This is a genomic window from Polynucleobacter sp. AP-Melu-500A-A1, assembly GCF_018882125.1.
Taxonomy (GTDB): domain Bacteria; phylum Pseudomonadota; class Gammaproteobacteria; order Burkholderiales; family Burkholderiaceae; genus Polynucleobacter.
The window spans coordinates 15,232-41,554 of sequence record NZ_JACVOZ010000004.1 but is presented as its reverse complement, the minus strand read 5'-3'; the positions used below and the strand labels follow the sequence as shown (position 1 = coordinate 41,554).

The 26,323-nt window shown below is 44.3% G+C and carries 24 protein-coding genes; 10 read left to right on the top strand and 14 right to left on the bottom strand.

Going from position 1 to position 26,323, the window contains the following annotated elements; genetic code table 11:
- Positions 1-3: 3 nt before the first annotated feature.
- Positions 4-1,275, bottom strand: a complete 1,272-nt coding sequence (locus tag ICN38_RS09755; protein ID WP_216256904.1) for a serine hydrolase — start codon at positions 1,273-1,275, stop codon at positions 4-6.
- A gap of 173 nt (positions 1,276-1,448) precedes the next feature.
- On the opposite strand from ICN38_RS09755, the gene ICN38_RS09750 reads away from it, so the two are divergent.
- The 3 genes from ICN38_RS09750 to cobA are packed head-to-tail and all read left to right on the top strand — an operon-like array spanning position 1,449 to position 4,526.
- Complete coding sequence (locus ICN38_RS09750) at positions 1,449-3,158, top strand: nitrite/sulfite reductase (protein WP_216256903.1); 1,710 nt, start codon at positions 1,449-1,451, stop codon at positions 3,156-3,158.
- The gene (locus tag ICN38_RS09745) at positions 3,155-3,733 is read left to right on the top strand and encodes a DUF934 domain-containing protein (protein ID WP_216256902.1); all 579 of its coding nucleotides are present in this window, start codon (positions 3,155-3,157) and stop codon (positions 3,731-3,733) included. Before ICN38_RS09750 ends, ICN38_RS09745 begins: the two co-directional genes overlap by 4 nt.
- Before the next feature lies 1 nt (position 3,734).
- Positions 3,735-4,526: a uroporphyrinogen-III C-methyltransferase gene (cobA, locus tag ICN38_RS09740; protein WP_370624393.1), complete on the top strand. Its 792-nt coding sequence runs from the start codon at positions 3,735-3,737 to the stop codon at positions 4,524-4,526.
- Positions 4,527-4,537: 11 nt separating this feature from the next.
- Here cobA and ICN38_RS09735 read toward each other — a convergent pair whose 3' ends face one another.
- The 3 genes from ICN38_RS09735 to ICN38_RS09725 form a co-directional block, all read right to left on the bottom strand.
- Complete coding sequence (locus tag ICN38_RS09735) at positions 4,538-4,873, bottom strand: HigA family addiction module antitoxin (RefSeq protein WP_216256900.1); 336 nt, start codon at positions 4,871-4,873, stop codon at positions 4,538-4,540.
- Entirely contained in the window at positions 4,873-5,151 is a 279-nt protein-coding gene (locus ICN38_RS09730; RefSeq protein WP_216256899.1) for a type II toxin-antitoxin system RelE/ParE family toxin, read from the bottom strand. The genes ICN38_RS09735 and ICN38_RS09730 overlap by 1 nt, the downstream gene beginning before the upstream one ends.
- A gap of 80 nt (positions 5,152-5,231) precedes the next feature.
- The gene (locus ICN38_RS09725; RefSeq protein ID WP_216256898.1) at positions 5,232-5,594 is read right to left on the bottom strand and encodes a sirohydrochlorin chelatase; all 363 of its coding nucleotides are present in this window, start codon (positions 5,592-5,594) and stop codon (positions 5,232-5,234) included.
- 73 nt (positions 5,595-5,667) lie between these two features.
- Here ICN38_RS09725 and ICN38_RS09720 point away from each other — a divergent pair, with 73 nt between their 5' ends.
- The 7 genes from ICN38_RS09720 (at position 5,668) to ICN38_RS09690 (ending at position 13,625) form a co-directional block, all read left to right on the top strand.
- Positions 5,668-6,687, top strand: a complete 1,020-nt coding sequence (locus ICN38_RS09720; RefSeq protein ID WP_216256897.1) for a calcium:proton antiporter — start codon at positions 5,668-5,670, stop codon at positions 6,685-6,687.
- Between the two features lie 148 nt (positions 6,688-6,835).
- On the top strand, positions 6,836-7,141 hold the full coding sequence (locus tag ICN38_RS09715) for a hypothetical protein (protein ID WP_216256896.1): 306 nt from the start codon (positions 6,836-6,838) through the stop codon (positions 7,139-7,141).
- Positions 7,141-9,705, top strand: coding sequence for a glycosyltransferase family 1 protein (locus ICN38_RS09710; RefSeq protein WP_216256895.1), 2,565 nt, complete (start codon positions 7,141-7,143; stop codon positions 9,703-9,705). Before ICN38_RS09715 ends, ICN38_RS09710 begins: the two co-directional genes overlap by 1 nt.
- Positions 9,706-9,710: 5 nt before the next feature.
- Positions 9,711-10,550, top strand: a complete 840-nt coding sequence (locus ICN38_RS09705; protein WP_216256894.1) for an ABC transporter permease — start codon at positions 9,711-9,713, stop codon at positions 10,548-10,550.
- Positions 10,550-11,767, top strand: coding sequence for an ABC transporter ATP-binding protein (locus ICN38_RS09700; RefSeq protein ID WP_216256893.1), 1,218 nt, complete (start codon positions 10,550-10,552; stop codon positions 11,765-11,767). Before ICN38_RS09705 ends, ICN38_RS09700 begins: the two co-directional genes overlap by 1 nt.
- A gap of 60 nt (positions 11,768-11,827) precedes the next feature.
- Positions 11,828-12,685 carry a class I SAM-dependent methyltransferase gene (locus ICN38_RS09695; protein ID WP_216256892.1) on the top strand — a complete coding sequence of 286 codons (858 nt, stop codon included), beginning with the start codon at positions 11,828-11,830 and terminating at the stop codon, positions 12,683-12,685.
- A 52-nt stretch (positions 12,686-12,737) separates the two neighbouring features.
- On the top strand, positions 12,738-13,625 hold the full coding sequence (locus ICN38_RS09690) for an alpha-1,3-mannosyltransferase family protein (protein WP_216256891.1): 888 nt from the start codon (positions 12,738-12,740) through the stop codon (positions 13,623-13,625).
- Positions 13,626-13,634: 9 nt separating this feature from the next.
- On the opposite strand, the gene ICN38_RS09685 is transcribed toward ICN38_RS09690, so the two are convergent.
- From ICN38_RS09685 to ICN38_RS09640, 10 genes are all read right to left on the bottom strand, one after another.
- Positions 13,635-15,713 carry an acyltransferase family protein gene (locus ICN38_RS09685; protein WP_216256890.1) on the bottom strand — a complete coding sequence of 693 codons (2,079 nt, stop codon included), beginning with the start codon at positions 15,711-15,713 and terminating at the stop codon, positions 13,635-13,637.
- Positions 15,714-15,725: 12 nt separating this feature from the next.
- Positions 15,726-16,895, bottom strand: coding sequence for a hypothetical protein (locus ICN38_RS09680; RefSeq protein WP_216256889.1), 1,170 nt, complete (start codon positions 16,893-16,895; stop codon positions 15,726-15,728).
- Between the two features lie 21 nt (positions 16,896-16,916).
- Positions 16,917-18,143 carry a hypothetical protein gene (locus tag ICN38_RS09675; protein ID WP_216256888.1) on the bottom strand — a complete coding sequence of 409 codons (1,227 nt, stop codon included), beginning with the start codon at positions 18,141-18,143 and terminating at the stop codon, positions 16,917-16,919.
- A 54-nt stretch (positions 18,144-18,197) separates the two neighbouring features.
- Positions 18,198-20,039, bottom strand: a complete 1,842-nt coding sequence (locus ICN38_RS09670) for a carbamoyltransferase (RefSeq protein WP_216256887.1) — start codon at positions 20,037-20,039, stop codon at positions 18,198-18,200.
- A gap of 35 nt (positions 20,040-20,074) precedes the next feature.
- On the bottom strand, positions 20,075-20,227 hold the full coding sequence (locus tag ICN38_RS09665) for a DUF5989 family protein (RefSeq protein WP_216256886.1): 153 nt from the start codon (positions 20,225-20,227) through the stop codon (positions 20,075-20,077).
- A gap of 33 nt (positions 20,228-20,260) precedes the next feature.
- Positions 20,261-20,680: an SxtJ family membrane protein gene (locus ICN38_RS09660; RefSeq protein WP_216256885.1), complete on the bottom strand. Its 420-nt coding sequence runs from the start codon at positions 20,678-20,680 to the stop codon at positions 20,261-20,263.
- 101 nt (positions 20,681-20,781) lie between these two features.
- Positions 20,782-22,674 carry a nucleoside-diphosphate sugar epimerase/dehydratase gene (locus tag ICN38_RS09655; RefSeq protein WP_216256884.1) on the bottom strand — a complete coding sequence of 631 codons (1,893 nt, stop codon included), beginning with the start codon at positions 22,672-22,674 and terminating at the stop codon, positions 20,782-20,784.
- Positions 22,675-22,720: 46 nt separating this feature from the next.
- A complete protein-coding gene (locus tag ICN38_RS09650; RefSeq protein ID WP_216256883.1) occupies positions 22,721-23,281 on the bottom strand; it encodes a sugar transferase in 561 nt (186 codons plus the stop codon).
- Entirely contained in the window at positions 23,278-24,300 is a 1,023-nt protein-coding gene (locus tag ICN38_RS09645; protein ID WP_255562805.1) for an SDR family oxidoreductase, read from the bottom strand. Before ICN38_RS09645 ends, ICN38_RS09650 begins: the two co-directional genes overlap by 4 nt.
- 41 nt (positions 24,301-24,341) lie before the next feature.
- Positions 24,342-26,288 carry an acyltransferase family protein gene (locus tag ICN38_RS09640; protein WP_216256882.1) on the bottom strand — a complete coding sequence of 649 codons (1,947 nt, stop codon included), beginning with the start codon at positions 26,286-26,288 and terminating at the stop codon, positions 24,342-24,344.
- Positions 26,289-26,323 lie beyond the last annotated feature (35 nt).

The window sequence follows — 26,323 nt, the reverse complement described above, 5'->3', positions numbered from 1 at the left end:
CGCTTACTTCTCTAAAGCTCCATAGATCACAGAGTTCAATTGTTCGCGATGTATCTTACGAATCTCTCCAGGCGCAACACCCATCATGACGACAACCATTTGCTCTTTTGGATCAGCCCAGAACACCGTGCCATTAGCACCATTCCAGGTGAAGTCGCCAACGTTGCCATTAATAGCCGAGAGGCCACGCTCCATCCGCACTGCCACACCTAGACCAAAACCATAACCTACTCGCCCAGGTTCTGTCAGGCCAACATTATTTTTGATGTCCTTATTCAAATGATTAGATGCCATGAAGGTCACTGTCTGTGGCCCGAGTACACGCTTACCATCCAAGCTACCGCCATTGAGCAGCATTTGACCAAAGCGAATGTAGTCACCTGCTGTTGAAAAGGCGCATGAACCACCGCAATCAAACTTCACACTCTTTGTCAGAATATCGACATTTTGTGGTTTGCCAGTCATTGGGTCTAATGGCAAAGGTTGCGCTAAGCGCGAGCGGCTACTTTGTGGAACGCTAAAAGTGGTGTCAGGCATTCCAACTTTGCTCCATACGCGTTCACGTAATACGGCATCTAACGGTTTGCCAGCAATTTTTTCTTCAATGACCCCGACAACATCAATACCAAAACCGTAGTCCCAGACTGTACCTGGTTCATATAACAGTGGAGTACTTGCCAGTTTCTCTACAAACTCTTGCGCGTTGTACTGCATTGCTGCAGGAGCAGAGCCTGCTGGATACATTTTATGAACTGGGGTAGCGCCTCGCCCACCATATGTCAAGCCACTAGTGTGGCGTAATAAATCCTGCACGGTGATTTGATTTTTTGCGGGAACTAAGTTGAGCTTTCCTTCTGCATCAACCTGCCCTACTTTCATTTCTTTAAATTGCGGTAGCCAATTGGAAATCGGTGCATTGAGAGGCATCTTGCCTTCTTCATAAAAAGTTAAGGCACCTACTGAGGCCATCACCTTTGTCATCGAAGCTAAATTGAAGATCGCATCTGTCGTCATCGGCTTGTTATTAGCCTTATCCAAGTAACCATAAGACTTATAAATACTGAGCTTGCCATTCTTGGCAACGGCCAATACAGCACCCGGCATGCGATTATTGGAAATCTCATCAGCAAAGAATGCATCGATGCGCTTTAAGCCTTCTTGAGAAAAACCTTGCCCGGCATTCATGGGCAATGGTGTTTTAGGGGCATCAGCTGCAAAAATGCTTGCGCTGGCCAGTAATCCAGCAATAAGGCTGGCGGCCTGTAATTTTTTCATCATGTCTCCATTGTTTTATTGATCTTTTATTGAGGAATATTGTCCTTTCCTGCATTGAAGCAGAGTTTTGGCTGTTTAGCCTTGGGGGATATGCTTATATATCGATATTGGTATATAGGAAGGACTTTTAATTCTTTTGAGAAATAACTGACAAACATGACAATGTCCCACTTATGTATAAATACGATGCCATTGACCAGACCCTCATTGAGGAGCGAGTCACCCAGTTTCGCAATCAGGTTGAAAGGCGTCTCAACGGCACTTTGGCTGAAGAAGAATTTCGTCCTTTGCGTCTACAAAATGGTCTTTATCACCAACGCCATGCTTATATGTTGCGCGTGGCTATTCCCTATGGATTATTGAGCGCTAAGCAATTGCGTACTTTGGCTTTGATCGCTGAAAAATACGATCGTGATTATGGCCACTTCACCACTCGCCAAAATATTCAATACAACTGGGTCAATTTAGAAGAAACCCCAGATATCTTGGCTGAACTCGCCAAAGTAGAAATGCATGCGATTCAAACTTCAGGTAACTGTATTCGGAATATCACTAGCGATGCATTTGCAGGTGTAGCTGCTGATGAATACGTAGACCCCCGCCCTGTTTGTGAATTACTTCGTCAATGGTCCACACTCCATCCTGAGTTTGCCCATCTACCACGTAAATTTAAATTTGCAATCAATGGCGCTAAAGAGGACCGCACAATTTTGTTGTGCCATGACGTTGGTATTGAACTCAAGAAAGATGCCGGTGGTCAATTGCTAGCCGATCTTTATGCTGGTGGTGGCATGGGTAGAACGCCTATCTTGGGATCGCTCATAAAGCAAGATTTACCGTGGCAATTACTTCCGAGTTATTTAACGGCGCTCTTGCGTGTTTATAACCGCTTTGGGCGACGCGACAATCTTTATAAGGCGCGCATCAAGATCTTGGTTAAGGCTCTGGGGTCTGAAGAGTTTGCGCGCCAGGTGGAAGGTGAATGGACTCATATCGCTAATGGTGATGACAATTTTACCCAAGCCGAGTGGGATCGTGTTGCAAAGCACTTTACCAAGCCTGCGTATAAAACATTGCATTCCTTAACTACCGAGCAATTAATAGCTAGCACACCTCAAGCTGATCAAGTCGCCTTTGCACGCTGGTATGAGCGCAATGTTCGAGCGCATCAAGTGCCTGGTTACGCCAGTGTGATTCTTTCTTTAAAACATCATGGCATTGCTCCGGGCGATGCAAGCACAGCGCAAATGCAGGCGATTGCTAACTTGGCTGATCAATATAGTTTTGGAGAGCTACGCGTTACCCATGAACAAAATTTAGTGCTGGCTGATGTAGAGCAAACCCAACTCTTTGCCTTATGGGAAGAAGCTAAGAAGCAAAAAATTGCCCTACCGAATATTGGCCTTCTCACCGACATTATTGCTTGTCCTGGTGGTGATTTCTGCTCATTAGCTAATGCCAAGTCATTGCCGATTGCTAAAGCGATTCAAGAACGCTTTGATGATTTAGATTATTTACATGATCTCGGTGATATCAGTCTGAATATCTCTGGTTGTATTAATTCTTGCGGTCACCACCACGTTGGCAATATTGGCGTTCTGGGGGTCGATAAAGATGGGGAAGAGTGGTACCAAATTACTTTAGGTGGCGAGCAAGGCAATAATGCTGCCATTGGGAAGGTAATTGGCCCATCCTTCTATGCCAATGAAATCCCCAATGTGATGAGCAGCATTATTGATACCTATGTAGGGGGGCGTAGAGAAGATGAATCCTTCATTGAGACCTATCGCCGCTTAGGGGTAACCCCATTTAAAGAAGCTGCATACAAAAATGCTAGAGCGAAAGCTGCTAAGCAGGATGCGTCTGGGACTCTCTCATCATGACTGCCTCTATTAGCTCCCAATTTAATCCAAACATTATTCACTTTCCAAAAGATGGTGAGCCATTTCTTGCCGCAAATGAATGGCAAGTTTGGAATGGTGAACAAGATGAGGGCGGTATTCCGGATCTAGAGCATGGCGCCCATAAAGTCTTAGTGCCATTTCACTGGTGGATTACGCATCATAAGAATGCCGACATTATCGAGCGCGCTAATAAAGGTGAAATCGGAGTCTGGTTTGCTGCTGATGAAGATATTCTGAAACATGCTGACCTGATTGAAGCAGGTAAAAAAGTATGGCCCATCGTTGCGGCCCATTTCCCCATCTTTAGGGACGGTAGAAGTTTTAGTACTGCTGCCTTATTACGAGATCGCTTAGATTGGCAGGGCGAGATTCGAGCGATTGGCGATGTCTTAATTGATCAGTTACTTCAAGGTGCTCGTGTTGGCTTTGATAGTTTTGAATTACGCCCAGATCAAAACCTGGAACTTGGCTTAAATCAATTTAATTTGTTTACGGTCACGACCCAAAATAGCTGGCGTGGCAAACGTTCTCTTTTGAATGCGGAGAATGCTTAAAGTGAATAAGCCAAAAAACACTCTCGGTAAAGTCTATTTGGTTGGCGCTGGCCCTGGAGCTGCCGATCTCATTACCGTACGTGGCGCAAAGTTACTAGAACAAGCAGATATTGTGTTTCATGATGCTTTAGTCGAACCAGAAATGCTGGCGCTTTGTCCACAAGCTACTCTAGTACCTGTAGGTAAGCGTTGTGGCAAGCTCTCTTCCGCACAGCAATTCATTAATAAACGTCTTGTTGATGCTGCGAGGAAGTATCAAACTGTTGTGCGCCTTAAGGGTGGTGATCCGATGTTATTTGGGCGCGCTGATGAAGAGTTGAAGTCTCTCAAAGATGCTGGTATTGAAGTTGAAGTAGTTCCAGGTATTACTGCAGCGCTTGCTGCTGCTGCAAGCATTGGGCAATCACTGACCTTGCGCGGTATTTCAAGAAGTGTGGCATTTGTAACACTAGCTCAGGCTTTAGAGAGCGCTGGAGAGAGCAAACCCCTTGTAAACCCAACGGCTGATACTTTGGTCTACTACATGGGACGAAAAGATGCAGCACGCATCGCCCAGCAACTCATTGAGCACAGCCCTAATCATGGGGTCGATACACCAGTACAAATATTAGAAGCGGTGAGTACGCCCCGCGAACGTCAATGGAGTAGTACCTTATCTGAGTTAGCTGCAGGTAAAGCTGATCAGTGGTTTGATATCAGCTCACCAGCACTGATTATGGTTGGTGATGCTTTGAGAGAGAGCAAAGTTGATCAAAGTCAAAATGCAGTTGAATCAAAATCTAAGGTGGCTTGATTCAACCCTACTCAAGCCGCTAGCGCTAAGGCAGGTAGTGGTGTTGGCGCACTCTCAGGATGATTCCTAAACTTTTGTTCCACCTCCCAGAGATCCAATGCTTCTTGCATATGCAGCCAACTCTCTGGCGTTCCCCCGACTACCCTTGCAAGTCTTACCGCCATCTCAGCACTGATCCCTCTTTTCTCATGCAATAAGTCAGAGACACTCAGGCGACTTACGCCTAGATGACTTGCAAAAACTGCTTGGGTTATACCCAATGCAGGTAGCACATCTTCTCGCAAAATAGCACCTGGATGGGTTGGCTTACGATTGATATTTCTTAAACTTTTGTCTAATTTTTTCATTAGTGATAATCCTCTAGATCAACATTGATCGCATGTTTGCCTTCAAACTTAAAGGTCAATCGCCAATTACCCGATACATACACAGCGAAATAATTTTTTCTCTTACCCTTTAGCTCATGAAAGCGGTATCCCGGTATATCCATGTCCTTAGGCTCAACAGATGCTTCCAAACGATCTAATAATCGCTCTAAACGAGCAGCATACTGAGCTGGAATTGCCTTATAACTTCCCTTTGAAAAAAAGAGCTCTAAGCCACGATGATTAAAAGATCGAATCATTTATCCCCCATGGCACATTGTAATCTACATCATTACAATGTAAAGTATAACATTACATTTAGGAGGGTTGATAAATAATGTTAAAGAGCGCGTGCCCCGAAATCAACAATGGCTTGCAAGACAGCCAAGTCCTCCCCAACGGCAGGCATCGCGCTTAATTGGATTTTGGGGAATTGCTTTTGGCAGGCTTCCAGCAGCACTGGAAAATCATTGCGCAAATGACCGCCTTGTCCAAAAAAGACAGGTACCACAGTAATTTGAGTTACTCCTTTTGTACTTAAGGAATTGACTGCCTCCTCTAGGGAAGGCTGCATCATCTCTAAAAAAGCAAGTTCCACTGGGGTATCTTGATGTTGCTCATGCCATAGCTGTGCCAGGCGATCAAAAGGCTCGCGCCAACGAGAATCCCGTGCTCCATGCCCAAAAAGGATGATTGCTTTCATGTCTTTTTAATCTTTACTTGTAAATTACTATAAGCTTACCCCTTATTGAACTTCCTCGCCTCGGCCAACTGCTATGTCATCTTTACTAAATCAAACTTGGGTTATTGCCTTACTTGGTGCTGCTCTGATAGGTGCAGTGCTCGCAGCAGTTCACCATGCTGAGCTTATTGCCCATAAGATTGGTGAGCCTTTTGGGACTTTAGTACTTGCTCTGAGTATCACCATCATTGAAGTAGCGCTGATTGTTTCGATGATGTTGGCTGGTAATGAGGGTTCAGAATTTATTGCGCGCGATGCTATCTTTGCAACAATCATGATCATCATGAATGGTGTTATTGGCCTCTGTATTTTTGTAGGTGGCCTAAAACATTATGAAATGTCTTTTCGTAATGAGGGGGCCAATTCTGCTCTTGCAGTATTAACTGCTTTAGCAACATTTATTTTAGTAATGCCCATGGTGACAGTAAGTACTCCAGGGCCTACTTTTTCTGAGAGTCAATTGGCTTTTGCTGGAGTAGCTTCATTTGTTCTATATGGGGCATTTTTGTTTTATCAAACCATTACTCATCGCGATTACTATCTTCCCAAATCCAAAGAAGATAAAACTGATAGCAGCGTACATGCGCCTAAACCCAGTAATTCAAAAACACTTATTAGTGCTGGGCTGCTCTTAATTACATTAGTTGCGGTTGTCGGATTGGCTAAGGCACTCAGTCCAGCAATTGAGGCTGGGGTCCAGGCGGCAGGTGCGCCTAAAACCATTGTTGGTATCGCTATTGCATTATTAGTACTCTTGCCTGAGAGCTTTGCGGCTGTTCGCGCATCCAGAGCCAATCGCTTACAAAGTAGCTTGAACTTAGCCCTAGGCTCTGCTCTAGCGAGTATTGGATTAACTATTCCCGCAGTTGCCGCCATCTCAATTATTTTTGATCTGCCATTAAGTCTAGGTATTAGTTCCGTGAATATGATTTTGATGTATCTCTCCTTCTTTATTGGAGCGCTCACCCTAGCTATTGGGAGGACTACTGTTCTTCAAGGTGCGGTCCACCTGATCATCTTCTTTGAGTATCTATTTTTAAGCTTAGTCCCCTAAGGGCGCATTAGGGCTGGGACTGCTGCCCAGATGCCTATATTTCCGGATTTCAGGGCCATAAACCCAATATAATTAGGGCCTATTGACCATTTTCGGTATTAGATTAAGAGTTTCTGACAGAAGCAGAAATTCCCCGAAACCAAATTACATGAAAAAAGCCCTAAAACGCCATATCTTGAGCACCCTAAAGCATGGCTTGGCTTTTTTAGATAAAAATCCCGCTTTACGCCGCCAGGTGTATTTCTTCATTTGTAAATACGGTATGTATAACTTCTTAAAGAAGTTTTATGCCAGCCGTTTACAACAAGCTTCGGTAAATCAATTTTCTCCCCTCATGGTGGGTCCAGTAGTTGTGTTGGATATCTCAACAGAGCAACTTTCCATGCATGCTCAAGATATTTATGACCAGCTTAAATCTGTGGCTGCTCAAAATAATCAGTCGAAAGCGGTCTAATGCGCATTGTTATTGATTTACAGGGCGCGCAAAGTAATAGTCGTTTTCGAGGGATCGGTCGCTACTCTACGTCATTAGCACAAGCGATGATTCGCAATCGCGGTGAACATGAAGTCATTATTGTTTTAAATGGCCTCTTCCCTGACGCGACACAATTTATCAAGAGTCAATTTGAAGGCTTATTGCCTGCAGAAAATATTAAGATTTGGTATGCCCCCGGTCCAGTGATGGAGTGCCAAGCTGGCACCGACTTACGACGCGAAGGCGCTGAATTGGTTCGTGAAGCTTTTATTGCGAGCTTGCAACCCGATATCGTACATATCAGCAGCCTGTTTGAAGGCTTTGGAGATAACACTGTGACTAGTGTTGGTAAGTTTGATACCAACACTCCAGTCAGTATCTCTTTTTACGATCTCATCCCCTTCTTAAATCCAAAAGAATATTTAGAGGTAGATCGCTTCTACGCCACTTACTATCTCCGCAAGTTGGAATACCTTAAGCGTGCCTCACTTCTCTTGAGTATTTCTGAATTCTCTAGATCTGAGGGTTTAGAGCATTTAGATTTTTCTCCTGAGGAGATTGTCAATATCTCTTCTGCAGCAGAACCCTTCTTTAGTGATGCTGCGCCAGCAACAGACCCGGTTGCCCTCAAAGAAAAATTTGCTATTACACGCCCATTCGTTTTATATACCGGTGGTGCAGATCCTCGTAAGAATCTCACTCGCTTGCTTGAGGCCTATGCGCAGATTCCTGCAGAACTACGTTTGGAGCATCAACTGGTTTTAGCCGGTCGTATTGATCGCGCAGAGCATCTCGCGTTGTTAAAGGGTATTAAGACTTCTGGTATGAACACTGATGAAGTGATCTTCACGGAATACATCAGCGACGATGAGCTACAAACCCTGTATTACAGCTGCAAGCTCTTTGTTTTCCCATCATGGCACGAAGGCTTTGGCTTACCAGCCCTAGAAGCCATGAAATGCGGCGCTGCTGTGATCTCCTCTAATACCTCTAGCTTGCCTGAAGTAGTCAATCTGGAAGAAGCTTTATTCGATCCGCTGTCGACTGAGTCGATGAGTACCAAGATGACTGAGTTTCTATCCAATCCCGCCCTCATCGAGCGCATGAAAGCACATGCAAAAGTGCAGGCCCCTTTATTTTCATGGGACGTGAGCGCGCAGAAAGCAATCGCTGGCTTTGAAGCATTAATTGCAAAGCGTCAAGCAGATGGCGTACAAACAGCAAAATTGAGTAAAGCGGAGATTCTGAAAAAGCTGATTGCAGATATAGGCAAACTCTCTTTTGATGGCAAGCACTATAAGGATGTAGACCTGCTGCAGTTTTCTGCATGCCTGGCACAAAACTTCCCAACGGAACCACGCAAACCTCAAATCTTGATTGATATCTCTGAATTAGTTAAGCGTGATGCCAAGACCGGTATTCAGCGTGTAGTGCGCTCGTTACTCACGGAGATGTTGCTAAATCCCCCCGTGGGCTATGACGTTCACCCAATCTATGCCAATCAACTTAGCCTAGGTTATCGCTATGCCAATCGCTTTCAGAAGAAATTTTTTGCAAGTGAAGATGAAAAGCTCGCTATGGGTGAGAGCAATACTAATAATCTGGAAGACCCCGTCATTGCAACCCAAGCGGGTGATATCTTCTTAGGTATTGATTTGCAAGCAGATATTGTGCAAGCCCAGAAGCAATATCTTTCTGCGATTAAGTTAAGCGGTACGAAAGTATATTTCGTGGTCTATGACTTATTGCCCATTCTGTTCCCGAATGCATTCCCAAGCGCTGCGGAGTTTAATCATCGTCAGTGGCTTTTGGAGATAAGTAAATTTGACGGCATTATTTGCATCTCCAAGGCGGTTGCTGATGACTATCGTGCATGGGCAAAAATCAACATTCCGGATTTACCAAAACAATTTGATGTGGCTTGGTTCCATCTTGGCGCGGATATTGAGAACTCTGTTCCAACTACTGGCTTGCCTGCCAATGCGAGTGAAGTGATTACCAAAATTAGTGCGCAACCAAGCTTTGTCATGATTGGTACTTTAGAGCCACGCAAAGGTTATGGCCAAACCTTGCCTGCCTTTGAAAAACTCTGGGCTAATGGTACAAAAGGTGCCCAAGTCAATTTAGTCATCATCGGCAAAAAAGGTTGGATGGTCGATGAACTGGTCAGTCATATTGAAAGCCACCCAGAACTCAATAAGCGTCTCTTCTGGTTGGACAGTATTAGCGATGAGTATCTCGATCAAATTTATTCTGCCAGTACTTGCTTAATTGCCGCCTCTGATGGCGAAGGTTTTGGGCTGCCATTAATCGAGGCAGCCAGAAGACATGTGCCGATCATTGCCAGAGATATTCCGGTCTTTAAAGAAGTAGCTGGAGAGCACGCTTTCTACTACCAGGCTAGTAAGCCAGAAGAGATGACCCAGGCGATTGAGGCATGGCTAGCGCTATACGCCAAAGGTGCTCACCCCCGCTCAGACAAGATGCCTTGGCTGACCTGGAAGCAAAGTGCCCAGTCTGTTCTCAAAACCTTATTAAACTAAGGCTCATGCGAAATTCAAACTCCCGCTCCCCCGGCTTATTTGCTTCTATTGCCTCGCTTTGGCAATATCGCGCATTTATCCTCGGTAGCACTAAGCGAGAATTTCAGACCAAGTATAAGAACTCCCTTCTGGGTTTTGCTTGGCCCATTATTAATCCCTTGGCACTCATTTTGGTTTATGCCCTCGTGTTCTCTAAAGTCATGGGAGCGCGATTGCCAGGTGCCGCAGGTGAAGGAAGTTCTGGTCTTTATTCTTACAGCATCTATTTATGTATTGGCGTGATTGTTTGGACGCTCTTTTCTGAGTTGACCTCGCGCGCTCAAGTGGTCTTCTTAGAAAATGCCAACCTTCTCAAGAAATTGAATTTTCCACGCCTTTGCTTGCCAGTGATTGTTATCCTCAATGCAGGCCTAAACTTCATCATTATCTTTTCTCTCTTCACCCTCTTCTTATTGGTAACGGATAACTTTCCGGGCTATTGCTTCTTCGCTGTTATTCCTTTGCTAGTTATCCTGGTTGCCTTTTCTATTGGATTAGGAATGACCCTAGGCGTTCTCAATGTCTTCTTTAGGGACATTGGTTACTTTTATAGCGTTGCTTTGCAGTTTTGGTTTTGGCTCACTCCCATCGTGTACTCCACCAATATATTGCCTGAAAAGATTCGCTTCTTAGTTTCTTTTAATCCACTCACCAATTTACTAGTGGCATTTCAGGGAATTTTTGTGAATCATCAAATGCCGGATTGGTCTAGCTTGTGGTTTATCTGTGTCTTAGCAGTGCTTCTCAATATCAATGGGTTTCGCTTGTTTCGTAAGCGTTCCGGTGAAATGGTGGACTTGCTCTAATGTCACAGATCATTGTTCGCAATCTTGGCAAAGCCTATAAGCGCTATCTCTCTAAGTGGTCACGTCTTGCTGAATGGATTATTCCCTTTAGTAAAGACCGCCATACCTTGAACTGGGTATTACAAGATTTGAACTTCACCGTCAATCCCGGTGAAGCTGTAGGCATTATTGGCGTCAATGGTGCCGGTAAGAGCACCTTACTCAAAATGATTTCAGGCACATCACAGCCTACTACTGGCTCAGTAGAGATGAGTGGCAAGGTTGCTGCCCTGCTTGAACTCGGTATTGGCTTTCATCCAGACTTCACCGGCAGGCAGAATGCCTATATGGCAGGACAGCTACTCGGTTACAGCGTTGATCAAATTACTGCCATGATGCCGGCCATCGAAGAGTTTGCTGAGATTGGTGAATACATTGATCAGCCAGTACGTTTTTACTCTAGTGGCATGCAAATGCGCTTGGCTTTTAGCGTGGCTACTGCAGAGCGACCAGATGTATTGATCGTGGATGAGGCTTTATCGGTTGGTGATACTTACTTCACACATAAATGCTTTGACCGCATTCGCGAATTCCGCAAACATGGCACGACGCTACTCATTGTTTCTCATGACAAGATGGCCATCCAGTCAATTTGTGATCGCGCTATTTTGCTCAATCAAGGTAAAGTCGCCATTGAAGGTCAACCAGAAATGGTGATGGACTATTACAACGCCTTATTAGCTGATCGTGAAAATCAAAACGTTCGCCAAGAAATTATCCAGTCCGGAAAAGTTAAAACTACTTCTGGTAGTGGTGAAGCCACTATCTTGGATGTGGCCTTACTCAATAACGATGGCAAGCGCATTGAAGTAGTTCAAGTAGCCCAAGAGATTACACTCTCTACCAAGGTGCGCTGCAATCAGGCAATCGATGAGCTGGTCCTGGGCTATATGTTTAAGGACCGATTAGGTCTACCTGTTTATGGCACCAATACCTATCACCTCAATAAGACACTTAAGAATCTGGCAGCAGGCTCAGAAATTGAATTTAACTTCCGCTTTATTGCCAATTTTGGGCCTGGAACCTACTCACTTGCATTATCTTTACATGCATCTGACAATCACATAGCTAGTAACTATGAGTGGCGTGACCACGCCCTCGTATTCACTGTCATTAATAGTAAAGAACATTTTGAAGGGGTGGCTTGGTTGCCCCCTACAGTAGAGATTAAGCAGTAAGCGCAAACTAAACTCACACTAAACGCACACTAAAGTAAAAAGACAGAACCACAGAAGCACATGAGCTCAGATCAAAACAATTTCTACAAAGCATTTGAAGATCAGCATCGCGGCTCACGCGAGATGATTAAATCTCGCCTGTCGGTTTATCTCCCGTTTATTCAGAAGATCCAAGCAACTCACTCTAATGCAAGCGCCCTTGATTTAGGATGCGGTCGTGGCGAGTGGCTTGAGTTACTTCAAGACAATCAATTTGCAGCATCCGGTATTGATCTAGACGACGGCATGCTCTCAGCCTGCAGAAGCCGGGGCTTAAATGTGCAAACGGGTGATGCGCTAGTGCACCTCAAATCCCTACCTGCTGATAGCTTAAGTATTGTTTCGGGATTTCATATTGCAGAACATTTGTCATTAGATGATTTGCAGACTTTGATTAAAGAAGCGCTACGAGTGCTCAAACCTGCTGGACTGTTAATTCTGGAAGCGCCTAATACTGAGAACTTAGTGGTTGGCACTTCTAGCTTTTACTTGGATCCGACGCATCAGCGCCCATTGCCTTCCGCTTTACTAAACTTCCTAGTGGGCTATCTTGGCTTTGCTAGAACCAAAGTACTCGGTGTTCAAGAATCTGTGCCACTACGTGAAGAGCTTGGCCCTACTAGTCTCTTTGCCGTTCTCTCTGGTGTCAGTCCAGACTTTGCAGTGATTGCCCAAAAAGCTGGGGATGCATCCGCCATGGCGAGCTTTGATGTCGTGTTTGCCAAAGAATATGGACTTACTCTAGAGCTGCTTGCCAATCGCTATCAAGAGCGTATTGATGTGATCGAGCGTAAAACTCAAATGCTAGAGGCGCGCCTTAATCGTATTTGGAAATTACTGGAACCCTTGAAGTGGGCAAAGTCTCTTTTCAAAAAATAATCTGTAGCATGTTTATCTAGCACTATTACTTATTCATAAAGCCTAATTATTCATGAGCACCAATTTGTCGCGCGGTTTAGTCACCAGTATTCCAGAGCGTTACGTTCAGTTTGCCCTCTTTAATCTCAAGAAGATTTATAGCGATCTAGGCTGCCAACTCCCAATTGAAATCTGGGAGGTAGGTAATGAGCTCAGCGCCGAGTCTAAGCAAAAAATTAGCGCTATTACCGACAAAATCATTTGGCGGAACGTTTCAGAATTTACATCCGATCTCGCCCACTGGAAAGGCTTTCAGGTAAAAGCTTTTATTGTTGCCAATAGCGCATTCAATGAAGTCTTGCTATTTGATGCGGATGGTATCTTCCATCAAAACCCAGAGAACCTCTTTAGTGATGCTGGCTATCAAGAAACAGGGTTCTATCTCTTTAGAGATCTCAAGCGTTGGGTCTTTGAATTTAATTGGTATGACAAGCTCATTCATCAATTGGGTTTGCGCAAACCCTTTAAAGGCAATAAGTTCCGTAACTATGCTTTTTATCAGCAACGCCAAGCTTGGTTACGTCGTTGTCTCAATAATCAAAAGCCTGGGAACTTCCCAATTGAGTGGGATTACATTTGGAAAGATGGTATTCCAGCAGAGCCTGTAATTGAGACTTATGTGGATAGTGGCGTAGTAGCCATTAACCGCAGTAAGCATCCACAAACAATTAAGTGCCTGTATGAGCTCAATAATAATCACCCTGATACCTACAAATACGTATGGGGCGATAAAGAAACTTTTTGGATCTCTGCTTTAATGGCCAAAGAGCCATTTACCGTAAACCCACAATGGGCTTATGAAGAAGCTTCTGATAACAGCGAAGGTTGGAAGACGAAGAAAGATCTGATTTGCCAAGCCTGGAATGGCAAACTCTTCTTCACCCAAAAGGGTGTGGTCTAAGAAGATTGATTAGGGTGCTGCTGTTTTACTAGGCTGGTCTCTGAGCCACTCATTCAAAGGTCGGCCAATTAAGCCCGCAGAGTAATCCGAGATATGGTCTGAGTAGCTATAGAGCAAACGGCCATTTTTAGAGATTTCACAAAGCCCCTTACTTTCGTCACACAGAATTGGTATGGTGTAGAAGATTTTTACGGTGCCAGGATTATTTTTCTCAAGCTTAGCCAATAGGCGCCTATATTGCTCGGTGCGTTGTTGATGCCGCTCTACCGTCAACACACAGCGGGGATTGAGCTTCTTGGGGAAGAAATAATTAATCGCCGAGATCGTGCTCTTTCTTTGAAGACAATCTTCTGGGAAGGCTAAGGTTGGATTGTCTTCTAGGATGACTACTTTTTTGCCAGCGGCTTTTAGAGGATTTATAGCATTTTGAACTGCTTCATAGGCAACATCAAAATTGGGTGAAGACTCCAAATCATCCAAGAACTTCTTCTCATTTAATCCAAATAGGTTTCGACTGGCGCCTACAAATAAAACTGTTTCAATACTGTCATTTTTAGCTAATGAATTTATTGCGTATTCGCTATTGGGTATAAATCTTTGAAAAAGAGGATGACTTGATATAACTGTCGAAACTGCACCTTTACCACCAGGGCCACCAATAAATAACCATCGTCCATTTTCATTAGAGGTTCTGACCAATCCCCTAAAAATGGATGCAGCATGGCTATCGCCTACTAAAGCGTATTTCACCGGAGGACGACTATCGCGTAAGCAGGTGCCAAACCAAGATTTATCAATTGAGGGTGAATTGGCAAGGCCACAGTCTTCAATGAGATCCACTCCAGCGACGCCGTCATAACCAGACTCAGGGTCGACATTGATCTTATTTACTAGACGTGAGTGACTGCCATTCTTATAGTTAGCTAGATAACCCGCAAAGCCAATCAGAAAGAGGCCCACAACAAGCGCAATCGTGATGGCTTTTTTATCCACAAACCATTTACCAAAGAAAGTGATACCACTGCCAAATCGAATAGGCTTCTCTACAAATCGATATGTCAGCCAAGATAGAAGAATGGATATAGCTACAACTCCAATTCGAATCTCTAACTCCGGAACACTACTACTGAGAATGCGCGCAAAAGAAAGTAGTAGCCAGTGCCAGAGATACAGTGGATAACTAATTAAGCCAAACCATACCAATACGGAGCTTCCCAGGACTACTTTATTAAACCAAGCATTTGGACCTGCTTTAATCATCAGAGCAGCACCTATCGTTGGGAAGAGTGCCCAAGCACCGGGAAAGCTACTATCTTTATTAATAAGAAGGAGCCCAGCAACAAAGAGTGCACAACCCATCCATGACAGAGTATTTGCCTGCGCAATGGAATGAATAACTAACTTCGGATACTTCGACTGGAAGACGGCAACATAGGCCAGCAAAGCACCAATGAGCAATTCCCAGAAGCGGGTTAATGGCGAGTAAAAGGTGGCAACCGGATCAATTGAGATGCCATAGAGATTGAAGGCAAATGAAGCCAGCCCAATCGCCAGAATGATCGGCAGGAAACGTACCCGAAAGCGCCATGCAGCCCATAGAATTGGTGGCCAGACGATATAGAACTGCTCTTCAATACCCAGGCTCCACAAGTGCAGCAAAGGTTTAGTATCAGCGAGGTTATCAAAGTAACCACTCTCACTCCACAAAATTAAATTGGCAATGAATCCTGCCCCACCTGCGATATGTTTCCCAAGCTGCTTGTACTCGCTCACAAACAGAATGCACCAACCCAATACGAAGGATGTGACCAACACTAGAATCAGCGCTGGGAAAATACGTCGAACTCGACGCGCATAAAAATCAGCAAAACTAAAGGTTCCCTCCTCTAGCTTTTCAAAGATGATGGTCGAGATTAAGAATCCCGAGATTACAAAGAAGACATCCACCCCAATAAAGCCGCCAGAAATAAACTCAGGAAAAGCGTGGAAAAGTACAACCGATAAGACTGCGAACGCCCTAAGGCCATCAATATCTGAACGATATTGATGATTAGGTAATGTAGCACTCTTGGGTATCGCGTGAGCCATGAATTTGTTTAATTACTTCAGATGCCAGGCTTCAATATAGCCCGCAGGATCCTGAGTCCACCAGAAAAAAGTTTTATTTTCACCTACAGCATGTGGAATTCGCCAGTAGAAGGTATATGGTAAAGCTAAGCAAAGCACCAACATAATAGCAATCAGAGAAGGTTTGCAAATTGGCGTACTAGTGCCCTTAAGACTAAAGAAGGTAATAAAAAACAATAATCCCGAAATATGAATCCACCGACCCCAATCAATCGCAATACCATATAGAGGCACTGTCAGAATAAGAGGGATCATCATTGCTAGGAACAGATGATGCTTGGTGAGACCTGCAATCCATCTTCCATAGCAATAGATAGGGATCATGGTGAGCAATAGTAGAGGCGTAAAAGATTTAATAAACCCGATATGTGCCTTAGGATGCTTTCCCGCTAATAGGTAGATTGCATCACAGCCTAGAGAGCCATTGACGCTCCAAGGGTTCAGACTATTACAGATGGCATCTGCAGTCTCTTTATTACCTTTGAAAAAGATATACAACACTACTAAGACCATCAGTGAAGTCAAGTAGGGAATAAAGCAAGTCAGGAAATCACTTTTATTGAAGCCACGCTTAAGGTACAGCGGTAAATAAAAGAAGGGGAAGAAGAAAATCAAACCCTCGTGCATAAAGGAAATCACTATCATCACGATCAAGAGATAGTAAAAATCCCAGCGCTTAAATATAGATTTAGGTGATGACTTACTAAATACTTGCAGCAAAGTAAAAAAGACAAAGCTGGCAAAGAGCAGAATTTCTTTGCGCCCAGAGCCGCCCGGATCATTCAGGTCAAACATCAAGGCCCATGGAGAAATCAAGAACAAAATCTCAATAAAGCCGATGCCCTTAACGATTGCTAACAGTAATATGGATCCGCATAAAACACCATAAGCCAAATATTTTCCGATAAGAACTACTTCAACTGGACTGATGCCTAACAAACGATTGGTCTGCATAGCAATTTCGCCAAACAGACCTCTACGCACTAAACCATTGGTATAGTTAATTAGCCAATCACTCGTAATATATCCATGATGTTTAAATTCAAACTGAATTTCATTCACGCGCAAGAAATATAAATACAAAATGGCACATAGCGCCGCAAAACTGAGGAGCCCTATGACAGAAAACTTACGCAGGCTCATGTATATTTTTTTACTGAAAAATTACTTAGCAATATTATTCATCAAGAGCTTCGCGCGAGCTAAATTGGCAGCACCCGTAGGATGCTTGTCAAGCTCATGAATATAGTAATTACGCGCAAGCAACTCATTCTTATCAGCTAAGGTCATATCAATGACATTGATGCCCATGCCTTTGATAGCAGCTAAGACTTTTTCATTGTTATATGTGCCGACAAACCATTGATCATCTGCCTTAATAAAGCCCACTACTAAGTCTTCACCACGCCTCTTGGATTCTGCGGCGATGGTATTCAGTACACCCAGATAGATCTCGAGTTGCTTATCTTGATCGGAGGTGACGAGCAGACTATCTTGAATTAGATTAAATACCTTGGATGAGGTAATGAGGCCACGCAAGGCTTTAGGAGAATGCTCTACCCAGCCAAAGGAGCGACAGTAACCATCACGCTTAACCAAGCCATCAGCTTGTAACTGGTACTTCGGCGAGCCCAAGCTAAAGAAGTCAGCGCAGCCTACACGGCTGGCATGCCATGGGGCCGTAAGAACAACATTAAGATTTGCTTTGGTATCTAAGTCGCTTTGCAAGACCGCTAAACCTTGATGAATTCCCCAACCATGAATACCGTAGTTCTTCACTTCTAATGGTACCCACTTTTCTACACTCTGCTTATGAGTGTTGACTAAGTCACCTACGTAATAAGCCATGGTCTCATCATCTGCCACGCCCTCACCAAAGGTAAAAGAGTCGCCGAGGAAGTTAATGCGATGAGACTGCTTATCTCCGTATTTTGGTGTCACTCTAAAGCCATCGGGACCGATACTGAAGATGGTGTCGTAGAGCACATCGCCATTTGAGGCAATCTTTTTTGCTGTAAAGACACCCGGTTTTGGCTGACTGCCAAATTGGCCTAAATGCCAATACGCTGGCGTATTGTATGTTTGAGCGCTATCGAAATATGCAAAGATCGATTTATCTTTAGCGGTATTGATGCCAGAGTCCGGCTTCTTTGCAATCAAGGCTGGTAAGTAACCCAATGCAGTTTCAGCAATTGCCAATGTCACCACAATAGAAATTGTTGTGATGACGGAGTTGCGTAGAAAGCTCGTTAAAGCGGCGACTGCCATCAGCGCCACACTGAATGCCCATAAGAAGCTAGCAACACTGCGTTGCGTGTATGCATTAAAAAACAAATAAGCGGCCAAGGCCGCTAAGATTACTGGGAATAGGAGTTTTTTCAGCGTCTTCATTGATATCCCGTATCGAATGTTTTTCAGATTAAATTCAGTCGAACTTTATCTAACTTAATCCAACTCATAAGCATTTTTGTAATCAAGCTTAAGCGCAGGATCTTGATCTTCCTTACGCATAATCGAATTACCCACCACCAAGAACTCAATCTCGGTACCCATCAAACAACGGAATGCATCTTCAGGAGTACACACAATCGGTTCACCACGCACGTTAAAGGACGTATTCACTACCACTGGGCAACCAGTGAGCTCTTTAAACTTACTCACCAAAGCGTGGTACTTCGGATTAGTTTGCTTATGAATGGTTTGTACGCGTGCCGAGTAATCCACGTGCGTTACCGCAGGAATTTCTGAGCGAGGTACATTGAGCTTCTCGATTCCAAAGAGTTTCTTTTGGTCTTCAGTCATCGCTAAGCGCTTAGATTCATTGACATCTGCAACGAGAAGCATGTACGGGCTGTCAGTATTAATGTCAAACCATTCCGAGACATCTTCACGCAGAACGCTTGGCGCAAATGGCCTAAAAGACTCGCGATACTTAACCTTCAGATTTAATAATTTTTGTGCTGTTGGTGAGCGGGCATCTGCCAAGATAGATCGAGCACCTAAAGAGCGTGGGCCAAACTCCATGCGACCTTGATGCCAACCGACTGCTTTATCATCTGCCAATGCTTGGGCAGTTAGGGCAATGATTTCTTCATCGGAGTGGTTGGTAAACTTCGCACCAACTGCTGCTAAACGTTGCTCGATATCCGGCTGGGCAAACTCGGGTCCCAAGTAGGAACCCTTCATGCCGTCTTGCAATGCAGGATCGACCTTACGCGGCAAACCCAACATCATGTAGTAAGCAGCTAATGCAGCGCCAACCGCACCACCAGCATCACCTGCTGCCGGCTGAATCCAAATATTGTCAAAAATGTTTTCGCGTAATAACTTTCCGTTAGCTACGCAGTTCAATGCAACACCACCAGCAAGACATAAATTGGTTTGACCAGTTGATTTACGGATACCACGTGCTAATTTAATAACCACTTCTTCAGTAACCGCCTGAATGGAAGCAGCTAAGTCCATCTCACGTTGTGTGAGGGTTGCTTCTTCAGAACGACGAGGGCCACCGAATAATTTATCGAACTTCTCATTGGTCATAGTCAGACCAGTGCAGTAGTTGAAATAGCTCATATCTAGTGCGAATGATCCATCTTCTTTAATATCGATGAGGTGATCTTTCATCAGCTGGGCATACTTAGGCTCACCGTAAGGCGCCAAGCCCATCACTTTGTACTCACCAGAGTTCACCTTAAAGCCGGTGTAGTAAGTAATGGCTGAGTAGAGCAATCCTAATGAATGCGGAAAATGAATTTCCTTATGCACTTCAAGCTTATTGCCATGACCAATTGCAAGAGAAGTCGTTGTCCACTCACCGACACCATCCATTGTCAAAATGGCAGCATCTTCAAATGGTGATGGGAAAAAGGCGCTTGCTGCATGGCTTAAGTGATGCTCAGAAAAGAGTAAACGCGCTTCCCAGTCAATATCCTTGCCCCACAAATTTTTAAGAGCGCCAGTAATCACCGACTTCTGAAAAAGCTTATCAGTCAACCAGACTGGTAAAGCTGTAGCGAACGATTTAAAGCCTACTGGGGCATAAGCCAAATAAGTCTCTAGTAGACGCTCAAACTTTAAGAATGGCTTATCGTAGAAAACGACATAATCAATATCAGCTGGAGTACAACCCACTTCGGTTAAGCAATAGTTAATCGCATTACTTGGAAAAGCTTGATCATGCTTCTTACGAGTAAAGCGCTCTTCTTGAGCGGCAGCTACGACCTCGCCATCAACTACTAAGCAAGCGGCTGAGTCGTGGTAGTAAGCGGATATTCCCAGTATCTTCATGCGCGTCTTTGTTCTTCGTTCTTAATTCTGAGTTTTTAGAACAAGGTGTAAATAAATGGTGCTACTACTGAGCTCTTTGCAGCCAATAACAACAAGCCACCTAAGACCACCATGACAATAATAATTGGCAGGAGCCATAGCTTCTTACGGACTCTTAAAAATTTCCACAACTCTTTAATAAATGACATAGCTAACCTTGGTAATTTGGATTTACTGAATTTTTAAAACTGATCTTTAAACGATTCGGAAGAAGGTCCTGGTGGTGCACGATCAATCCAATGAGATTGAACATCTTGCTTGCGTAACTTCAGGGGATCTCTTCCGGCTATACGCATCACAATGGCAATTGGTGTAATCAGAATGAAAAACAAAATGCCTAAGACGATTGGGCTAACTACACGCCCCATCAATAATCCTAATTGGTACCAAGCCTTGTTGAAAGGACGAAGAATAATCGGCATGAAGATAGCAAAAGCCAAGAAAGCAACTGCCAGGACAAAAAAGGCTTGAATGGCCACAGGCTTGCCATCGTGGTACCAAAGGTATCCAGAAATAATGAAAAAGATTCCGGTAAAGACGAAACCAAAGGTTCGTTCGGAAGGCAGGGTTGAACCGTGCAAGGAATCTGGTTGACTACTCATAGGCTTGAAGTGGGGTAAGTGGCAATTTCTCTAAATTTGCTAAGACTTTGATTATAAAGTCAAAGTCCGCTAGAAATGCCAGCGTAGCGTATGCCTAGGGCCTAAGCGCTAGGCTTATAGTTGCCCGAGGGCTGATAGCCGTTAACAAGGCGTTGTAACTGCTCTACCTGCACCTGGAAATCATCCTTAGCTAGACCAGCCTGTAACAAGGTTAATTCCGCCTCAAGGGCCTTCCAAGGTAAAAAGTCTTCCCTGGCCATCATGATCCTTGGATGCGGTGTAGAAGTAGGATTTTCACCAATCAGGAGCTCTTCGTAGAGTTTTTCTCCTGGGCGAAGCCCTGTGACAACGATTTCAATATCACCGGCACCTGTTTCTGGATTTTTGACACTCAATCCAGATAACTCGACCATGCGTTTAGCTAGGTCATAGATTTTGACGGGTTGACCCATATCGAGCACAAATACTTCACCGCCCTTAGCCATTGCGCCCGCTTGTATGACTAACTGTGCCGCTTCCGGAATCGTCATGAAATAACGCGTTACTTCAGCATGGGTCAAGGTCACTGGACCACCAGCTTTAATTTGCTCGCGGAATAATGGCACCACCGATCCACTAGAACCTAAAACATTACCAAAGCGCACCATAGAAAAACATGTCTTAGAATTTTCCTCATTCGCTAATGCTTGTAACACCAATTCAGCAAAACGTTTTGTTGCACCCATCACATTAGTTGGACGAACAGCTTTATCAGTACTGATTAAGACAAAGTTTGCAGTGTGATGTTTCTTGGCAGCCTGCGCTAAATTCAAAGTGCCTAATACGTTGTTCTGCAATCCTTCAGAAGGGTTATGCTCAACCAGCGGCACATGCTTATAAGCCGCTGCGTGATACACCGTATCAATTGACCATCTCGTAAAGATAACTTCTAAGCGCTCAGCATCGCGCACATTACCCAATAGTGGAATGAGATCAGTTTTTAGCTGAGGATTGGCATTGAGTTGTGCGCGCAGCTCAGACTCAATTGCATAAAGTCCATACTCACTATGGTCCAAAAGCAGTAATTGCTTTGGACCTACTTGTAATATTTGTCTGCAAAGCTCTGAGCCAATACTGCCGCCCGCTCCGCTGATGAGCACCGTCTTACCCAGAATATTCTTTTCGATTAATTCACGGTTAGGAGCAACCGGCTCGCGCCCCAAGAGGTCATCAGGATCAAGCTCTTTGATATCAAGTACGGTGACATGACCCTGAGCCAAATCAACTAAATCAGGCAAAGAGCGGACGTGCACTTGAAGCTCGCGCAAGTCACTCAAAATGGAATTACGTCTTGCGCGATCAATTGAGGGCATTGCTAATAAGATATCGGTTACGCCATGTGTATCAATTAATCGAGTAATTTCTTTTGGCGGATACACCATGAGGCCGTTGATATTGCTACCTTGATATTGGGTACTGTCATCAATGTAGCCCGCTAAGAAGTATTGGCCAGACTGGCGTAGCGCTGAAGCAATCTGCATGCCGGAATGACCAGCACCATAAATTAATAAGGTTCCCAGAACAGGTCGCCCATTATTGCCATAAGATCTAAAGCCTAAAGCAAGGCTGGCGGCAACTCGTGCCAGTGCCATCAAAAGGAACATGATGATGGGTTGTACTAAACCAATACTGCGGTAGATATATGGCGAGGCCAACATAAAAATTGCTGCGAAATACAGCACGCCATAAATACCAACCGCCTTACTCATCAAAGCTAAGGTATGCGCCCCAGTAAAACGGAGAACGGTTTTATAAACACCATACTGAAAGAAAATAGGAATTGATAAGGCCACAGCCAAGATGTAGGCCATCTTTTGCTCAGCAATCAGGGCATGCCACTCATCTAGGCGCAAGGAAAAGGCCAACCAGGTGGCGAGCAAGGCACACACCACATCGATCAGCATCGCTGCAAACTGCTTCACCCAACGGGGTAACTCTAATAATTCCTTTTTCATGACAGTCCTGTCAGTTTGCTGCCATTTTAGTGATTATTTACAGACCCTAGTGAGAAACGCCCTCACGCCTGAAAACCTTCAAGACGGTGAGGAACAGGATATAAAAATCAAAGCTGGTTGACTGCTTTTGCAGGTACTGGGCATCTAAATTGACCTTCTCAGTCAAATCGAGCTCATCCCGTCCATTGACCTGGGCCCAGCCGGTGATTCCGGGAACCAATACTTCCACCCCACGCTCGGTCCGCATTGCGATCAGATCTTCTTGGTTATATAAAGCGGGCCTTGGTCCTACAAAGCTCATATCCCCAACAAAAACGGACCAGAGCTGAGGCAGCTCATCCAAACTCGATTTACGCAAGAAGCCACCGACTGGCGTCAGATAACTACCAGCACCGACTAAGAGATGGGTAGCCACGTTAGGTGTATTGACTTGCATGGTTCTGAACTTGGGCATTCTGAAGATGCGGTTGTCTTTCCCTACTCTGTCAGACCAAAACACAATGGGGCCAGGTGAAGTCAGTTTGACGATGATGGCCACGATCAACATTGGTATTGATAAAAAAACCAATGCAATCAATAGGAGAATAAGATCAACAATGCGTTTCATGAGTTTTTCAAATACGATTGAGCGGTAATAGCAATTCCCTCTTCTACAGAGAGTGGTGGCTGCCAATGTAGTAATTGGCGTGCTTTACTAGAATCTATTTGCAAAGAGCCGAGCAAGCGATCTGCGGCTGCAGAGGCACCGAATACTTGTGCCGCACCTTTCAGAATAAATGCGGGAACTGGTAACAACCAAATTGACTTACCCATTCCTTTAGCTATGATTCTTAGCAATTGGGTTGTGGATACATCCTCCCCATCAGAAAGCAAGAAGCGTTGGTTGGTAGCCAAGGGATTTGTCATAACCTCAGCAATAAAACTCACCAAGTTATCTAATGCCAACATACTGCGCTGGTTATGAACGGCGCCCAATGGTAATGGCAATCCTTTTGCAACCAGCCCAATCAGCTTTTGAAAATTCGCCTTTACCCCGGGACCATAAACTAATGGCGGACGAATAATCACAAATTCCATACCAGTCTGAGTGCAGACTTTTTCTAATCCAAGCTCGGCCTCCCATTTGCTCACACCGTATGGATCGATTGGTGCAGGTGTTGAATCTTCTGAATAAGCTTGACCAAGCTTAGTTTCTTCGCCATTGACCTTAATAGAGCTCAAATAGATAAAACGTTTAACACCTGCTTTAGCAGCTTCCTCTGCAAGATGAATAGTTGCCAAAGTATTAGCATTGCGATATTCCTCAAGAGGATCGAGGGACACATCATTCATGACATGAACGCGTGCAGCTAGATGGATGACTAGATCCACGCCATTGAGTGCATCTGTCCAGTTTGTGTGTGGGTTGATATCTCCCACCACTTCAACTGATCCAGAAGATAATACACCCGGAGCTTGATGATCATCAGGGCGGTGACGAACGGCAAGACGTAACTCCATTTCTGGAAAATGAGTACTTAAAAAGTTTGTTAGACGACTGCCTACAAAACCCGAAGAGCCCGTAATCAAAACACAAGGGTTTTGCAGGCACTGATTTACCTCAGTAGATTGGTTGTGGTTTTGCAAATTCAGGCTCAGTGTTTATTTGATAGACCTATTTTATGCCCTCATTTTCCGAGAATGGCTTTGACTAGGCTATTTTTTGCTAAATAGTCAGATGCCACTGGCGATAAATGATGAGAATCAAAGTAAGTTATGCCAGAAACAGGATTATTCCCCAAATACACCAGACAACCATCAACGTTACAAAATAGATCAATCAAATCCACGAAAGCAATCCCAGCGGACGGTGTAGCAAAAAGCTGTTTGGTACGCTCATTCATTGTTAGAGTTTCAGGAACTAAGCCGCTCTTGGTACGCTGTGGAATTCCTACTACTTGCTTGCGCATCATCAGAGTAGGTAGCGCATCTGACCATTCAGGGCTTTGGCCAACAAAAACGATTCTTTGTACACCTAGCTTTTTCAAGGTGGTAGTTAATGATTCCACCTCAGATGACTTCCACGCAGTACTTTGAGCAATAACCACTGTTTGGGGATGAGTCTTTTTGATAGTCTCTAAAGCAACATAGTTAGAGCGCTCACAGTAACTTACACTAGAGTCTTCTGCTTGGGCTGGATTCGGCTTACATCCTACGCTAGCCACTTGCAGCAACTGCATATCGGAAGGCAAATTATTTCTAAGTCCATAAGCTAGCATTTGCGCATGAGAGTCGCCCCATAAGAACACAGCTTGTTTTTTGGGATCTACCTCATAGCAAGCCTTCGCAATATCAGTCTTTGGTTGATTGGTTTTTTTCTCAGGCTGTGAAAAGTCACAAGCAGCAGCATTTTGCTGATAGTCATCCTCTAGGTTCTTACGCATTTGGGCCTGGAAGTCACCACCTAGGTAGGCAGCACTCGCTGTAAAGCGATAACCCATACCACTTTGATTCTGAATTTCTCTGCCAAGGAAGATGATGCCAATCATTGTCGAAATTAAGATCCAGGTTTTTTGTTTTCCATGGGCACCAAAGCGTAAAGGCTTTTCTATGAAACGATAAGTCAGCCATGAAAGCAGTACTGCCAATGCAAGTGCAAAAAGACGGAATTTAACCTTAGCAAATAAGTCGGGTTCAAGTATTCGCAGGTATACCAATAAGACCCAGTGCCATAGATAGAGCGGATAACTAATTTTCCCAAACCAAACCGCAAATGGATTGGATAAAACGGAGCGATTCAGGATGGCGTTAGGACCAGCAGAGATTAATAAAACTGTACCTAGGGTTGGCAGGATTGCCCAAAATCCAGGAAATACTTTTTGACTATTAATCAAGAAGAAGCTCAGCAATAAAAGAGTGGCTCCAATAATTGAGCGTGCATTCTCATCTGCCAGCCCAAGCACAGAGAAGAGGCGAGAAGATGCTTGGGTTGAGTCTGGATTTAAATGGATATAAGCAAACACTGCGCCAATGAGCAATTCCCAAAAGCGCACTTGGGGTAGATAGAAAGCAATTGTGCTTTGAGCAACATAGAGTTCGTAGATGTTCCAAGCGAATGAGGCCGCTAAGCAAATGAAGGTTAACTTCAGTAGATTGATACGCAACTTCCAAGCGCCCCATAGCAGTAATGGCCAAATGATGTAGAACTGCTCTTCCACACCTAGTGACCAAAGGTGCAGGAATGGCTTGGTCTCAGCTGAAGTATCGAAATATCCACTCTCAGCAGCCAGGATCCAATTCTGAATGAAGGTAGCACTTGAAATCATGTGCCTACCCAGGTTGATGAACTCATCTGCGTAAAAGAAATACCAGCCCATCGCAAAGCTAGCGATGAAGACGGTAATTAAAGCGGGGAAGATCCTACGAATGCGACGTGAGTAAAAATCGAGAAGACTAAATTGCCGATCTTGAAGGCTGGAATATAAGATGGATGAGATTAGATATCCCGAAATCACAAAAAAGATATCTACACCGACAAATCCACCTAGCAATAACGTTGGCAGAGCATGAAAAGCCAATACCGCTAGAACAGCAAGTGCACGAAGACCATCTATATCCGAGCGATAAGTAGTCAACCTACAGTACCCCTATTAAGCAACCCATCTTTGGA